The 14,969-nt window shown below is 61.1% G+C and carries 14 protein-coding genes; 7 read left to right on the top strand and 7 right to left on the bottom strand.

Annotated features, from left to right (window positions below; translation table 11 throughout):
• Positions 1 to 21: 21 nt before the first annotated feature.
• The 3 genes from ACOQFR_RS12625 to ACOQFR_RS12635 are packed head-to-tail and all read right to left on the bottom strand — an operon-like array spanning position 22 to position 1,416.
• Positions 22 to 384, bottom strand: a complete 363-nt coding sequence (locus tag ACOQFR_RS12625; protein WP_421382413.1) for a hypothetical protein — start codon at positions 382 to 384, stop codon at positions 22 to 24.
• Between the two features lie 40 nt (positions 385 to 424).
• Complete coding sequence (locus ACOQFR_RS12630) at positions 425 to 769, bottom strand: DUF3703 domain-containing protein (RefSeq protein ID WP_421382415.1); 345 nt, start codon at positions 767 to 769, stop codon at positions 425 to 427.
• Positions 766 to 1,416, bottom strand: coding sequence for a cation transporter (locus ACOQFR_RS12635; RefSeq protein WP_421382417.1), 651 nt, complete (start codon positions 1,414 to 1,416; stop codon positions 766 to 768). The genes ACOQFR_RS12630 and ACOQFR_RS12635 overlap by 4 nt, the downstream gene beginning before the upstream one ends.
• 74 nt (positions 1,417 to 1,490) lie before the next feature.
• On the opposite strand from ACOQFR_RS12635, the gene ACOQFR_RS12640 reads away from it, so the two are divergent.
• Both ACOQFR_RS12640 and ACOQFR_RS12645 read left to right on the top strand, forming a co-directional pair.
• On the top strand, positions 1,491 to 1,931 hold the full coding sequence (locus tag ACOQFR_RS12640) for a MerR family transcriptional regulator (protein WP_421382419.1): 441 nt from the start codon (positions 1,491 to 1,493) through the stop codon (positions 1,929 to 1,931).
• An 82-nt stretch (positions 1,932 to 2,013) separates the two neighbouring features.
• Entirely contained in the window at positions 2,014 to 2,628 is a 615-nt protein-coding gene (locus tag ACOQFR_RS12645; protein WP_421382421.1) for a cation transporter, read from the top strand.
• 370 nt (positions 2,629 to 2,998) lie between these two features.
• Here the strand turns inward: ACOQFR_RS12645 and ACOQFR_RS12650 are convergent, their stop codons facing one another.
• On the bottom strand, positions 2,999 to 4,351 hold the full coding sequence (locus ACOQFR_RS12650; RefSeq protein WP_421382423.1) for a DUF6602 domain-containing protein: 1,353 nt from the start codon (positions 4,349 to 4,351) through the stop codon (positions 2,999 to 3,001).
• 823 nt (positions 4,352 to 5,174) lie between these two features.
• Here ACOQFR_RS12650 and ACOQFR_RS12655 point away from each other — a divergent pair.
• From ACOQFR_RS12655 to ACOQFR_RS12665, 3 genes are all read left to right on the top strand, one after another.
• Positions 5,175 to 6,971 carry an ATP-dependent nuclease gene (locus ACOQFR_RS12655; RefSeq protein ID WP_421382425.1) on the top strand — a complete coding sequence of 599 codons (1,797 nt, stop codon included), beginning with the start codon at positions 5,175 to 5,177 and terminating at the stop codon, positions 6,969 to 6,971.
• 11 nt (positions 6,972 to 6,982) lie between these two features.
• Positions 6,983 to 8,680 carry a UvrD-helicase domain-containing protein gene (locus tag ACOQFR_RS12660; protein ID WP_421382427.1) on the top strand — a complete coding sequence of 566 codons (1,698 nt, stop codon included), beginning with the start codon at positions 6,983 to 6,985 and terminating at the stop codon, positions 8,678 to 8,680.
• Positions 8,681 to 8,889: 209 nt separating this feature from the next.
• Complete coding sequence (locus ACOQFR_RS12665; RefSeq protein WP_421382429.1) at positions 8,890 to 9,693, top strand: hypothetical protein; 804 nt, start codon at positions 8,890 to 8,892, stop codon at positions 9,691 to 9,693.
• A 125-nt stretch (positions 9,694 to 9,818) separates the two neighbouring features.
• On the opposite strand, the gene ACOQFR_RS12670 is transcribed toward ACOQFR_RS12665, so the two are convergent.
• Positions 9,819 to 10,898 (bottom strand): site-specific integrase, encoded by a 1,080-nt coding sequence (locus ACOQFR_RS12670; RefSeq protein ID WP_421382431.1) that lies wholly within the window; start codon positions 10,896 to 10,898, stop codon positions 9,819 to 9,821.
• A 104-nt stretch (positions 10,899 to 11,002) separates the two neighbouring features.
• Here ACOQFR_RS12670 and ACOQFR_RS12675 point away from each other — a divergent pair, with 104 nt between their 5' ends.
• Positions 11,003 to 11,920: a DNA-binding protein gene (locus tag ACOQFR_RS12675; protein ID WP_421382433.1), complete on the top strand. Its 918-nt coding sequence runs from the start codon at positions 11,003 to 11,005 to the stop codon at positions 11,918 to 11,920.
• 41 nt (positions 11,921 to 11,961) lie between these two features.
• On the top strand, positions 11,962 to 12,231 hold the full coding sequence (locus ACOQFR_RS12680; protein WP_421382435.1) for a hypothetical protein: 270 nt from the start codon (positions 11,962 to 11,964) through the stop codon (positions 12,229 to 12,231).
• A gap of 1,794 nt (positions 12,232 to 14,025) precedes the next feature.
• Here the strand turns inward: ACOQFR_RS12680 and ACOQFR_RS12685 are convergent.
• On the bottom strand, positions 14,026 to 14,319 hold the full coding sequence (locus tag ACOQFR_RS12685; protein WP_421382437.1) for a DUF3817 domain-containing protein: 294 nt from the start codon (positions 14,317 to 14,319) through the stop codon (positions 14,026 to 14,028).
• A gap of 66 nt (positions 14,320 to 14,385) precedes the next feature.
• Positions 14,386 to 14,910: a YgjP-like metallopeptidase domain-containing protein gene (locus ACOQFR_RS12690; RefSeq protein ID WP_421382439.1), complete on the bottom strand. Its 525-nt coding sequence runs from the start codon at positions 14,908 to 14,910 to the stop codon at positions 14,386 to 14,388.
• Between the last annotated feature and the right edge of the window lie 59 nt (positions 14,911 to 14,969).

A 14,969-nucleotide genomic window follows, 5' to 3' on the forward strand; every position in this document is an offset into this window, starting at 1 on the left:
GGCCCCGGGGACGTCAGTACGTCAGGCCGCGATCGGAGGGCGCAGGAATCGGGAGGAAGCGGAGGGGGTGTGTGCGGGCAGGCTCAGGCGTGGCGCCAGCGACTGGAGAGGGTGAGGCGTCCAGGTCAGCATCGGTGCCGGGAGGGCGGTGGCATGTAGGCAGCAGTCGAACGCATGTAGCAGGCCATCCAGGCTGCCGGGGGCCGGCGACTCCTCAGCCACCGCGTCACTGGGGCCACCCGCAGCGGCATCGGCAAGTGCATGCTCGGCGTCGTGCAGTTCATGGGCGGCCGACAGCACGGGCTGCGCCAGCAGGCACAGCACCGTCAGGCCCCAGAACAGGCCTCGCAGGGAGTGCAGCAGGGAGCGCAGAGGCAGAGTCATCGCGAGGCAGGGTAGCGGGTTTGGTGGCGGATACACAATTTCAGGCGCCTTGTTCATCGATTACGGCCTGCAGATCCGGTGGCACGGGCATCGGCTGGGTCGCGGGCACATTGGCGCCGCCGGTGTTGCCCACCGGCACCCACAGTCGCGACAACAGCGCGGGCGCGACGATGCGCGCTGCCTGTCCCCGGATCTCGCGCCCGTCGCGCCGTTGCCAGCCAATCTGCAGCATGGCGAGATGGCTCTTCACGTGCAGCCAGGTGCGCCGCTGCCCGAGAATGTGGGCGCGCTCGAGATGGTGGAACGCACGAGCAAGGTCGCCATCGCGTCGGGCGACCTCGGCGAGGTCCCACTCCTGCGCGAAAGCTTGGTCCAGCCGCGTCATGGTGCCGTCTCCTCGGGGCAGGAGTCTGCCGGGCGTCGCCAGCCCGGCCAGGCCTCGCGCAGCACTTGCCAGGACGTGTGCAGGAACAGCAGCGCGATTAGGGTTCCGACCGCGATATCAGGCCAGGCACTTCCCGTCAGCGCCACGACCCCTGCGGCCCCGATCACACCGGCGTTGCTCGCCAGGTCATTGCGCGAACACAGCCAGACCGAGCGCATATTCAGGTCATCGCTGCGAAAGCGCATCAGCAGCAAGAAGCAAGACAGGTTGGCCAGTAGGGCGATCGCCGCCGCGGCCGCCATCAGCGGCGCCAGCGGCTCGGCTCCGATTATGAGACGACGCAGAACCTCCGCCAGTACCACCAGACCGAACAGGCCCTGCAGAAGGCCCTTCACCACGGCAGCCCCATTGCGCTGACGAAGGCTGCCGCCGACGACGGCCAGGCTCAGGGCGTACACCCCGGCGTCGCCCAGGCTGTCGAGCGAATCGGCCTGCAGGGCGCTGGAGTCGGCCCACCAGCCCGCCGTGAACTCGCCGATGAACAGCGCCGCGTTGATGACCAGCACGGTCCACAGGACCCGGCGCCGGGTGGCGTCCTGGAACTGGCTCAGGCTGTTGGCGGTGTCGTTGCAGTGACATCCGGACATGGCGCTTCCTCCACTGGTAGCGCTACCCTAAAGCCTGTAGTCGCTACAGGGTCAAGCCCCTTGGGAGGTGCGTCTTGAAGATCGGGGAGGTCGCGGCCGCAAGTGGCTGCCATCTGGAGACGATTCGCTACTACGAACGCATCGGGCTACTACCGCGCCCAGCGCGCACTGCCGGTGGATATCGGGCCTACGCAGGTCAGGACGTGGAGCGAATCCGTTTCATCACACGCGGACGGGATCTCGGCTTCAGTCTGGACGAGATCCGAAGCCTGTTGCGCCTGGCCGAGGATCCTGAACTGTCCTGCGAAGACGTGGATGCCCTGGCGCGGCATCATTTGAGCGAGATTCGGGCCAGGCAGCAAGAGCTGCGGCGCATTGCCCGCGAACTGGAACGTACCATTGCAGGCTGCGCCGGTGGCCGTCGGGGCGCCTGCGCGATACTCGGCGTGTTACAGCAACCCGCATCCCGGCCTTCGAATCGGAGGCACTCCGAAAACGTGCATCGTGCGCCCTGAGGAAGCTTTGCTTCACGATCAGGAAACATTCAATGGGTGTGGGTCACAGTGCCGTGAACTGAAGCCAATTCTTGAGAGGCCCATGAGCCAGGAAAATATCGACGTTGGAACATCCAGCCAACGTAGGATCCTCTGGATAGTTCTGGCACTGAACTTCGGATTGGCTGCAGCGTTCGCCGTGACCGGCCTTTCCGCCGATTCCAGCGCTTTGATCGCCAACGGTTTGGACAACCTATCAGACAGCGTGGTGTACGTGATCACTCTGCTCGCATTGAGTCGATCACCTGTGTGGAAGCGCGGCGCTGCTCGCGTATCTGGGGTCTTGTTGATCCTGTTCTCGGCGGGGGTGCTGTTTGACGTCGCGCGGCGATTCCTTACCGGCACCGAACCGATTGGAAGCATGATGATGTGGATGGCTTTGGCTGCGGCCGCAGTCAATCTTCTCTGCGTGTGGCTTCTCAAGCGCATCCGTCGTCCCGATGTAAACATTCGCGCTGCAAGCACTTTCAGTACCAATGATTTCGTCGCGAATGCAGGTGTCCTTGTGGGCGGCGGACTCGTGCTCTGGCTGGATCAATCATGGCCGGATCTCGCGGTTGGAGTTGCAGTCGCGGGTATCGCGTTGAAGGGCGGCTTCGACATACTTCATGATGCCCATCATGAGACGGACAAGCACAGGAAGCATGCGAATCAGTGAGAGTCGCGAAGTATATTCCCTGGTCGGTCATGTCCGCTTCTGTCCCATTTGTTTGAACGCGGTTCGCTTGGACGACCAGCTGCGTGACGCTCACGACAGCTCACTTCTGCGAGATAAGCAGTCATCTGGAGACTCAGAAACATGCTGTCGCGAGCACCGCCCAGTGCAAATCCGATGCAACATCTCGAAGTCCGCGTTGTTCAACAGAATGGGCCGAAAGGAGACGGGCGAGACCGGGGATTAGGGCCCGTTATCGAGGGTGAGTGCGGCCATTTGACCTGAGGACGCCATTTCACTGGGTGATCTTAAAATTAGGTAATTTTCAGTGGCGGGATAGCTGCGCATTCATCTGATTCGGGTTGCAATAAGGTCAACTCCAAATACCCGTTTTCAACCATAGTTTGACTTTCTGGATGTGATTTTCCATATCACTAACGGCAGCTCTATCGCCGTCGATCTCGGCTTCTGCAAAGTAGGCACCCCATGTGTCCAACTGCGTTAAACCAGAAATTTTGCGCTGAGTTGTATCTGCTCCAAGCCAGTCATCGACTTGCGGCGCCTTCAGGCCCTCATAACGAAGATGTGCTTGAAGCAGATCTAGAAAGTATGCAGCTTGAGCGTTGAGTTGTGTCGCACTCTCTAGCGCCACCAGAGATGGGGTGAATTGGTTCTTCGCATCTCGTAGATAGTCCACAACCGCGTACGAATGCCCCAGAACGCACACGCATGTCAGATGCCTGAACGGGTCATAGATGATCGAATTCCTAGCGCGCTCCGCTTCTTCGACGGCCTCTGGTGACAGAGTGAAGAATTCGACTACGATTTTATGCAAATCATCGGGCTTCAGAGGGCAGCTGAACGCGAAAATCCCCCGGAAGAACGGTGGCGTTAGGTCGTCTAATTCCGCCAACTGATCCATCAGAGTAATGCTCTTCTGGAGCTCTGCCTTCGTCAGCGATGTCTTAACTTCTATTACTGCTCGAACGGCTTCCCGGGGAACAACGACGAGGTCGGCCTCCCGGAAGGTTGGTGCGTAGTCCACACGATCGTAGATCAGGATATCTATCTGCCGCGGACAGCCGTGGATAAAGCCAGTCGCAACGTGATAACGCTCAGGAAGATTTCTTCTCAGCAAGCTCTGCAGCAACTGCTCCCGGTAGGTGCCGACTGTTCCCGTATGGCCGATGGCGAGCCCAATCCGGTCGCTCAACGCCGTCAACTCTTCAGCAAAGCGCGCGACAAAAGCCCGTTGCCGCTCGTGATGAATCATTTGTTCCGAAAGCCCCAGCAGATACACCCGATTGGCTTTTTTGGTTCTTCGGTCCCACGAGACAGAAAAGAGCTGTGAGGCAATACAAGAGCGAATGCAGCCCTCAATGAAGGCAGGATCAGTTTTTGATAACCGTCTGTCGGCGCGGAGTGAGTTCAAAAGATCCGCAGGCGCTATTGTCGTCTTGGAGCGGATGATTGAGCTCGCCAGGTCGCGAACAAGGTTTGCGCGAGCGAGATCCTCATACTGCGTTGCGTCACGTGGACGGTAGGGAATCCTAAAGAGGTTGCCTTGATCGACAACAGGAATCGTCCGCAGCGACTGGCTCTTGATCACATCATCGAACTCACGGAGTCGAAACTCCGAATCGTCGTGATCTTCGACTAGGTAATGCTTAACATCCTCCCACGAGTCCGTGGCAATTAGGCATTTGTCCCCCTTGATGACCGGCATGGTATAGCTCCAAGATCAGTATCGACGAGTCTAGCAGGCGGCCTGAGGGCAGTACGCTTCCGGGAGCCAAAACATCCGGTAGCGTGGTCGGTGTGCAGCGGGAGCCAATGCCGTGGCAGCGACTTCCAATAGCTTCGGATGGCTCCCCTTGGCTACTGCAGACGAGTTGCGGCCCAGTGGCGTTCAGCGAAGATGTTCGGCCGCGCCTCAAGGTCACGCTAAAGGCGCGGCCCAAGAAATCTGCGTACGGGGCAGGGTGGCAGAGGGCACTGGGGCCGAAAGGCTTGCAAGGACCTGGTCGCTGGCTAGGAGGTGGGTCTCGCCCCCGTTTAGGCCATGAGGTTGCCAAGTAGGTCGGTTTCCTCCTCAAGATCGAAGATGCCGTTTGTCAGCGCGTGATGTGAGACACGGTAGAGGTAGTGTCGGACCCAAAGACCGCGGAGGGGCCAAACACTTGGAGATACCGGCGGACCGATGAGGCCATGTGTCGCGCATTTTGGAGGGCTTCCAGTCTCACGCCTCCCAGGCTCACCGCGCGAGACAAACACCCGGGCAGAGTTGGCCGGCTGGGCCTGTCGACACCGTTGGCACAGGGGCAGGGCGGTTAGGGACCATTATCGGGGGTAGGGGAGGGCAGCTTCCCACCCAGCGCGGCGCTTAACCATGAGATCGCGAAGATCTCTTTTGCCGCTGATGCTCCCTGCGGCAATAGAGACATTCCGGCGCAGTCATGACATGGGGAGCGGCCGACCCCTTGCTCCATTGCTGCAGAACACGTATGCATGCAGATGGCCGCTCTAACGAGCCACACGGAGGAGGCTCCATGAAGATCGTTGAGGTCAGGATCGCGAACTTCCGAGGGATCGCGCAGGGCACAGTTCACTTCGATGGACACAGCGTGCTCGTTGGCGACAACAACGCGGGAAAGTCCACGCTGCTTGAGGCGATTGACCTCGTTTTGGGTCCAGAGCGGCTCTCCCGCCGCCCAGTTGTAGACGAGCACGACTTCTACGCAGGCCAGTACCTAAGTGCCGAAGAGTTGCCGATCCCGCTGTCAGTCGAAGTGATCGTCGCCGACCTCAACGATGAGCAGCTCCGGCACTTCCGCGAACACCTGGAATGGTGGGATACGAACGCGAAGAACCTGCTGTCCGGCCCGCCAGTCGAGGGCACCGACGCCTCCGGGGTCGAACCCGCACTGCGCGTCTTCTTCCGTGGCGCCTATGACGCGGAGGAAGACGACTTTCTGGGCAACACCTTCTTCGCGCTGCCCGCCCCCATTGGCGCCGGTGAGCACCAGACGTTCCGTGCCTCAGACAAGCGCAAATGCGGCTTCCTATACCTGCGTACGGTGCGTACCGGCTCGCGCGCGCTCAGCCTGGAGCGTGGCTCGCTGCTCGACGTAATCCTGCGCCTTCAGGAATCGCGCCTCAAGATGTGGGAGGAGCTGTTGCGTTCGCTGCGCACCCTACCGGTCGCCGAGAAGCCCGAGCTCGGCGTCACCACGCTGCTGGCCGCAGTGCAGGCCTCGATCAAGAAGTTCGTCCCGTCTGACTGGGCCGAGGATCCGCACATGCGCGTCTCGGATCTCACGCGCGAAACCCTGCGCCGCACGCTGACGGTATTCATGGGCACAGGCGCAAGGCGCCCGGATGGCAGCACCTACGCAGCTCCGTATCAGCACCAGGGCGCGGGCACCATCAATACGTTGGTTCTCGCGCTGTTGTCCATCATCGCCGAGCTCAAGCAGAATGTCATTTTCGCCATGGAGGAGCCCGAGACAGCGCTGCCTCCGCACACCCAGAAGCGCATCATCAACAGCGTGCGCGAGAAGTCGGCGCAGGCCCTATTCACTTCGCACTCGCCGTATGTGCTCGAGGAGTTCGAGCCAAATCAGATCAAGGTTCTCAAACGCGCAAGCGGCGTGCTGACCTCCGTGTCCGCCAGCCTGCCGCCAACGATCAAGCCTAAGGCCTACAAGGCGGAGTTCCGGGCGCGCTTCTGCGAGGCGCTGCTTGCCAAATACGTCCTGATCGTCGAGGGACGCACGGAGTTCGACGCAATGCCGGCGGCCGCGCGCACACTCAGCCAATCCGATCCACAGCATTTTAAGTCGCTTGAGGCGCTCGGCGTCGCGGTAATCGACGCCAAAACGGATTCCCAAGTCGCGCCGCTAGGCGGCTTCTTTAGGGGGCTGGGAAAGACAGTCTTCGCAGTTTTTGACAAGCAGGACGAGACACAACTCGCTCTCATCCGTGCCGCCGTCGACTACCCGTACGAATCTCCCATGAAGGGATTCGAATCGCTGGTTCTGCAAGGGACCGCCGAGAGCGCGATCCGGCGGTACGCGCTGGGAGTGGTGGCGGACGGCGACTGGCCACAGCACTTGGCTCACGTGACGCCGAACGTAGAGTCCGACCTGGCAGCGCTGACGAGCGCGCTGTCGCAATACTTCGCTTGGGGCAAAGGCAGCGGCCAAGCGGCCGATCTGCTGGCGTCTTGCACGGGCTGGCAGGAGATGCCTAAGTACATCGCCGAATGCCTGTCCGGCATTTTTAAGGTCATCGAGCCTCCGTCCCCAGCACCGCCTTCGCCCCCGGCCGAACCCGCCTCGGCCTGAATTCCATGGTCATGAGCCCGCAAAAGCTTGCCTTCCTGGCCTGTCCGGGACACGCATTGGCCCTAGCCGGCCCCGGCGCCGGCAAGACCCATGTGGCGCTCATCAAAGCCCAGCAGCAGGTTGCAACATTGAAGCCGGGCCAGAAGGTGCTATTCCTGAGCTTTGCGAGGCCGACGGTCGCGCGCATCCTCGAGAAGGCGGCGGAACTCGTCTCGCCGGAGGAGCTCAAGCACCTCGAGATCAATACGTACCACGGGTTCGCCTGGAGCATCCTCCGTAGCCACGGTTACCTGTTGAATACCGCAAGGGCCATCACCCTCCTGCCGCCACCGGAGGCTGCGGCGCACTTCGCCGATGTGGACGCCAGCGCCCGCGAGCAGGAGATGCTCCGCCTGTTCGAACAGGAGGGGCAGCTTCACTTCGACCTATTCGCTCGGCTGGTGACACAGATCCTTCAGCGCAGTGTCCGCTTGGCAAACATCTACTGCGACGCTTATCCCACGGTGATCCTCGACGAGTTCCAGGACACCAATGCTGATGAGTGGGCTCTGATCCGCCAGTTGGGTCGACATAGCCGCCTGGTGGCGCTCGGCGACCCCAACCAACGCATTTACGAATTCCGGGGCGCTGATCCCCGCCGCTTGGGTGAGTTCGTCGAGGCGTTCCAGCCGGGCAGCTTCGACTTCTCGGGCGAGAACCACCGAAGCAGTGGGACAGACATCACCGTATTCGGCAACGATTTGTTGACCGACCGCAACCGCGGCAAGGAGTACACGCACGTGAAGATCGTGCGCTACGGCTTCCGCAGGAACCAGAGCCCGCACTTCCGGGCGAAGGCGGAGGTGCTGGCCGCACTCCGGCGCCTGCGCGACCAGCCGAACACCTCCGTGGCAGTCCTCGTGCCGTCAAAGGCATTCATGCTGCAGTTCTCGCAGTACTTATCTTCCGACGTGGATCGCCTGCCCGCACTCCGGCACGATGTGGCGATGGACGCAGAGTCGCCGTCGTTGGCTGCAAACTTCATCGCCGTTCTGCTGGGAGGAGGCCCCAGTGCGGCGCTGGCGTCACGTCTGGTCGCCACGCTTCACACGCACATCCGTGGCCGTGGTGGTAACAAGGCGCCTGCGCAAGCGGAGATGGACCTCGCTGGCGCGATTAGCACTTATATGTCGACGGGAAAGATCCGTGGCAAGAACAGGGAGCTCATCGTTAAGGAGTGCCAGAGGATCGCAGCGGAGCGCGCGAATCTCAGGCTCGCAGGAAATCCCGAGGAAGACTGGTCTGCCATGCGAGAGCTGATAGCCACGTCCGCCGCGCCCCAAGTAGCCCGGGTGGCCGTGGACGCACGTTTTCTCCGCCTGCTGCACAGGGGCTCCGCGCTGCGCACGGCGCTAAGTGAGATGTGGAGGGCGCGGGGCGACTATGTAAGTGCAGAGGCGGCCCTTCGGGACGCCCTCCTCCAAGAGCATTTCGTCGCCGCGCAAAAGGAGTGGCGCGGGCTGCATGTGATGACGATCCACAAGGCCAAAGGGAAAGAATTCGATGAGGTCGTCATCTACGAGGGCACGTTCTCCGGGCGCATCGTGGGTGCGAACGCCGACGATAGGCGCATCGCGCAGTCGCGGCTGGCGCTGCGCGTCGCGGTTACGCGGGCCATACGTCGCGCGACAATCGTGACACCTGAGCGCGATGGTTGCCTTTTTCTCTAGTCACTGAGCTTTTTTCCTGACGCAACGATCCAGCCACCTGAGAATATTGAAGGAAGGCGCTCGGTCGGAAAGGCAAATTGGCGCCCCCGACTGTGGTGAATACTGCGTGCAGGAAGATGAATGGCGAGACCAAGACGAGTGAGGATGTACATGAGACGCCCATTTTGTATTTTGCTTTCTAGCAGTATTGCAGTCGCCCAAGGACCCGAATGAGAAATCTGCCGATTCCCTGGCCAGCGCTGTTGGTGGAGCTCGACACCACTGGCGTCACGCGCGAGGATCAGGTCATCCAAGTGGTGTGCGCGCTCGTCGACAAGATCGACGTCGACGGGGCCCTGGGCGTGGTTGCGCAATACGCTGGGCTCCAGCAGCCCCAGCGTCCCAGCTCGCCGGAGGCGTTTGCCGTCCACGGATTGACCGACGATGTGTTGTGCGGGAAAACGTTTGACCGCACCTTCATTGCCGACCTCGTGGGCCGGGCCGCTTGCATCGTCAGCCGCCATCCTAGGTTCACGGCCAGGAAGCTCCATGGCCTGGCCCCGCAATGCCTGGAAAAACGCTGGCACGAATACCCGGACCGGATACAGGGCTATCCATACTCGAAGTTCCCAGCGAACGAGCGTATGGAAGTGCTGACGGGCAAAGTCGAGAGCTTCGGGTACGGAAGACTCCACTCACTTGGCCGCTTACGCGCGATCCAGGCCGAACGCCACACGCTAGTGTTCGACGAAAACGGTCCGCCCCTAGTGGAGGTTAAGTTTGGGAGGAGGAAAGTCCTGCAGGGATTTCCCGAGGCGCTCCTGAAGTGCGAGGAGGGCACGCGATTCCGGCTGCACGGCACCGAGGATCACGATTTTATAACTGGCTATTGCGACGGCGGCCCGGCGGATCGGGACCGGGCGTTTCGGCTGGCCATCACGCCGTCCAATCTCGAGCTGGCGAACAACAGCCGGCGGGAAGTTTACCTGGATCGGATTGACGGGCTCACGTACCACCTTGCGCTGACAACCTGAGGCTGGGGTCGAGGGCAGACCAGACCGGTTAGGGCGAGTCTTTGGGACAATTTGCCGTTTCGCAAAATCTTGCGATACGGCAAGAAGGCGCCAAGTCGGCCTGCTTTTAATACGGGGAGAAGTCGCTACTTGAGCAGTCGTGCTGCGGGATTGTCGATCGCCTGACCTGACTGAAAGTACCCTACAACACTCGCTACCGAGCGATGCTCAGTCATTGCCATAACTGCCGCCAAAGGCACGCCTTGTTTGCCAGCCTCCGTGACGAATCCCGACCTCAAACTGTGCGCCCCAAAGTCTCCCTCCAGCCCAGCCAATCTCGCTCTGCGCTTCACAATGGAGGCCACCGATCCGGGGAGGAGGGCGGGGCCCACGCGATCCGTCCAGATCCGCCTGAAGATTGCGCCTTCACGAATGCCTGTGGCGTCCAGCCAGGCCGAGAGCGCTTCAGCGCTCCGTCCAAGGATTGGCTTGTCTGGCGTCGAATCCGCCTTTACCCCGGCCTGCTGGGTCTTCGAGTGCTCCAAGCGATAGATGTAGCTACCTTCGTCAACTTTTCGTAGGTCGCGCATATCGGCTGCGGCAATCTCGCTGCGCCGGCGCCCGCCACTGGCGAACCCGAAGCAGAGCAGGGCACGGTCACGCAAGCCTTCCAGGCTGTCGCCGCAGGTTGCCAGCATGGCTTCCAGTTCGGCGCGCGTGATGGCGGTCTTCTTGGTTGGGCGCTCACCACGTTTGACGGAGGCACGTCGGGCCCGACTCAGTAGCGTCCGAACGCTGGGCAGTTCGCAGGGGTTGGTCAGGCGCTTGAGCTTGTGTGCGGTCGAGAGCACTGCCACGCGCTGCACTACGGTGGAGAGCTTCAGCGGACCGACCTTGGCTTTGAGGCCGGCGGCGACCAATGCATGGTCGAGCGTGGGCGGCAGTTCGCTAACCAGGCCGGCTTTTCCTTTGCGCTGAATGTGATCGACCAGAAACTGGATCACGACGGCCTCGTTGACCGGCAAGGTGAGCTCTGTCCCGAAGCGGCCCAGGTGCCAGCCAGCCCAGTAGCGAAGGGCGGTGGCGTAGCTGCGTGTGGTGTTGGCCGCCGCGGCCTCGGCCAGAAGTTCGCGCACCGCGTCCGCGGCCTGCTGCGCCAGCTGCTCAGGCAGGACGAGTCCCGCGGCGGGTGAAGCAAGGGCGGGGAGGCTGTCTTTACGCTTCATATTATGTAGTCTGTACTACGATTTGAAGTGTCTACTAACGATAATCATCACTTATCGTTGGTACGTCAAGGCCGGGGCAGGGGATCCAAGTAGGAGCAAATCGGATGGCACGCGGCATCACCCAGGAACAGGTCAACGGCGCGATCGAGCAGTTGCTGCTGTCAGGCGAGCGACCGACGATCGAGCGGGTCCGGGCAGCTCTCGGCACCGGCTCGCCCAACACGCTCACCCGGATGTTGGATGTCTGGTGGCAGGGACTCGGCAGTCGGCTCACCGCGCAGCGCCGATCCGCTGCTGTCCCGGAGGCTCCGGCGGCCGTAATCGAGGCGGCGTCCGCTCTCTGGGAGGCGGCGCTGGCGGCGGGGCAGGCCTATGCGGAGGCCGCGGTTGCGCCTGAACGGGCCGCCCTCGCTGACGTCCTGACCAAAGCCGAAGCGGCCATGGCCAGTGATCGTGCGGCGCGGGCGTCGCTGGAAACCCACTTGGCCAAGGCCAAGGGCGAAGCCGAAGCCCACTACGCGGCCTTGGTGATGAGCGATCAGCGCAACAGCGATCTACAGCGCCAGGTGGCATCGCAGCAGGCAGAAATTCAGGCGCTTTCGTTGCGCATCGACGCCACGCTCGCCCGCCATCACTCCGTGATGCAGCAGGCGGAGACCGAACGCGCCGCGGCCGCCACAGAACGCGAGGCCCTGCAGGCGCACCTTCGCCAGGCGGAGGACCGCGCCTATGCCGAGGTCGACAGGATTCGTCAGGAGCTTAAGGTCTCGAAAGCGCAACTAGCCGCCCAGACTCGTGAGCAAGCTACCGCACTGGCCCGGGTTGAAGAGGCGCGCCGAGTTGCAGACCTCGCCAGGCAAAGTGCAGAGCGGGAAAGTGCCGCCGCCCAAGCCCGGATGGAGGAACTTGAGCGTCAATTTACCCGTCTCCGCGCGGAAACAGACGAGAAGCCCGCACGGAGGACCCCGCGTAAACTTGCTGCCAAGACGAAGGTGCCGGCGACCCGGCCTCCCAACCAGTGATCCGCCAAAATTGCCGTCGCCCAAAACCCCTGGAGGTTGCCGTGTCCCTTGAAGACGTACTGACGTCTGTCCGTCAGGCCCGATTAGCTGCCAGTTCGGCTGGCGGCGCCGCTTTGAGTTACGTGCAGGCTCACGAGCCTGCTTTAGCCGAAGCACTCGGTTCATTGGGCCTCGGGGTTGAAGAGGCCGGGATTTGGTTGATCACGTCCGGGAACATAGACGCACCAAGTCCGATTGAACTGGTCGCGACGGGACGCGCCAAGGACGTGGTCGATAACATCCTCCGAACATTGCACGGCTTCTCGGGCTAATGCAGAGCCGGCCAGACTCTCGCAGTAACTGCAGCGCTCAGGACCCACCAGGGATCGCCAGATTGATAGCCTTCCGGCTTCTGACCTCAACCTACAAATCCGCTTGAAATGGAGTGGATGAACCCGAGGGCACCTTCTGCGTTTCCGGCCTCGACTACTTCAAACAGAGTGCGATAGCCAAATTCTCGATGAGGTGTGTTCCTAAAGTGGAACGCCGCGTCGACCACATTCTGATTCGGCAGTGACTCCAAAATCGCTGGGTAGACGGCTAAGAATTCGGACAGTTTATTCTGGATCTCCGGCGCTTCGGGAAGGTGTCTGATGCACCCCACATTTACCGTCATAAGTCGCGCCAAAGAGGACATATCCAGCGAGAACGTCTCCGCGAATTTTGCAGGCGAGAGGTAAGCTCTCCCCGGCTCTTGGAAGTACGCGAAAGCGGCAGGGGATATCTGGGCGCGCATAGTGGTACGAAAACCAATCTCTCCACTTATCAGCTTAGGGGCAGGGGTGCTTCGCAAATCCTGTTCGCAGAAGGTCTCAATCTCGACATGAGCCTACAATGCTGTTGAGAACCGAATTAGATTCCCGCTTCTTCCTTAGGTGTCTGGTGACAGACTCCATGGTTGTCCATCCTCCCAACTCCCTAACCTCATCGGGCGTCGCCCCAGCCTCTACAAGCGCTCCGACCATTCCTGATCGCAGCGAACTCGCCAAGCGAACGATATCCGGAAGCGACTTCCTTTCACAGAAGTTGGCGAGACTCTGTTTCCAAGCTTCGCTCTGGAAAGGCAGGTTCCGCCGTGTGACGAACAGCGGTCCGTCGCTTCCCGAGCGCCCTCGATTCGCATAGGCGATCCACTGCATCGTGAGCGGCGTCACGTACGCACTAAGCCCGCTGTCGCCATACGTCGTTCTATTGAGCGTGATGCGACCACTCCCGTCCGCAGCCTGGAGAAGTGCATGTCTGCTCACTGCAGATTTGTGCCACTCACCATCAATGCGAAGACCAAAGATCTCATCTAGTCGGGCGAGAGTGTCCTGAATCAACAGAATCGGAGCCACCAACCTAGCCTCAAAAGGATCTTCAGGATTCGCCGCATTGACGACTTTGTGAACGTCTGACCAACTCGCCTTCGGGCGAACTGGGAATTCCTTAGATACCGATCCACGCGCTCGCTGCGCTTCGGCCTGAATACGTTGGACTGTCGACTCGCAGCTTTGATCTAACCAGCCGAGGTGTCCGAGAGAAGCTTTGACCACCCATAACGCTCTACAGAGGCTGGCGATTGATGACCCACTCGCAGTTAGTTCACCGAAGTAGTCAATCACGGAGTCGGCCGCGTACGGGGCATTTCTGGATTGAGCTTGCGCGTACCAGTTCATCCACTTGGTAAGATCACACTTGACGGCTCGCTGCGCGCTTGGCGATAGACTGCTGAGCCACTTAGAAAAGCTACGCAATACGGATGACCGGTCGTCCTCATTTAGCCGTGCCGAGACAAGCAATCGGGCGAATGCGTCAAGCGTATTGTTGAGGAGGTTAGTCACGACACTACGGGCTCGAGCAAGGCGACTGCTCCAGACTCAACAAATCCGCGCTTGGGGGCAAGCCCGCGCCGGTAGGCAGATTTGCGAGATCCGACAGAGTTAGCCCATCCGCCAGGGTTAGCCCTTGAACGCCAATGTAAGGGCATTGACGACAATTACCGACCGAGGCTGGGCCAATCTCTTACTTGACATAATATACATTATGCGAAGTACATCATATACCAACTAGCGCTCGAAAACGCGTCAACCCGCAGCTTCCGCCCTAATCTCACGCTTCAGACGGCGATCCAGAACCAGGAACCCAAACGGCACCACGGAACTGAGCAAGGCCCCCGCCCACACCAGCACCGACCACCGCCGAACATGGCTCACCACCAGCGACACCAGCACATAGACCAGCCAAAGCACCCCGTGGGTCATGCCCACCGGCCAGACGAAGTCATGACCAAACTGGTACTTGGCCGGCATCGCAATGAACAGCAGCGTGATCAGCGAAAGCCCCTCAACCAGGCTGAGGATGCGGAAAGCCTTGAGCATGCGCGGGAACCCCGAATGGACGATGCCACTCAATACCAGAGACCGTCCGGCCAATCCAAGCCCGGCTCACTCCACGTTGCCGGGTCCGGGACCTGTCAACGCCGGCAGCTCCTGCAGCGTCAGATACAGCCGCAAGTCGAACTCCAGCTGGTGGTAGTCCGGCGCCATGTGGGTGCACAGCTGGTAGAAGGCCCGGCCATGCTCGGCCTCCCGCAGGTGCGCCAGCTCGTGCACCACGATCATGCGCAGGAAATCCGCCGGCGCGTCGCGGAACAGCGCAGCGATGTGGATCTCGCGGCTGGCCCGCAGCCGACCCCCGTGCTGGCGCGAAATCGCGGTGTGCGTGCCCAGCGCATGTTTCATCACCTGCATCCGGCTGTCGTACGCAACCCTGGCCAGCGGCACCGACTTGCGCAGGTGCCGGTCCTTCAGCGCCTGCACGTAGTCGTAGAGCTGCCCGTCGTTGCGCACCGCATGCTGCTCGCCATACTTTCCGGCCAGCACATCGGCCAGCCGGCCTTGGGCGATCAGGTCCCGCACCTGCGCCTGCAGGGGTTCGGGGTAGCCGGCCAGGTATTTGAGCGTTGCCATGCTTGCGCCTTGCCTGCTTCGCCGCGGGTCAGGGCCGTATGATGGGGTGCAGTCCCACT

This window comes from Arenimonas sp. MALMAid1274 (assembly GCF_049195245.1).
In the GTDB taxonomy this organism is placed as follows: Bacteria; Pseudomonadota; Gammaproteobacteria; order Xanthomonadales; family Xanthomonadaceae; genus Arenimonas.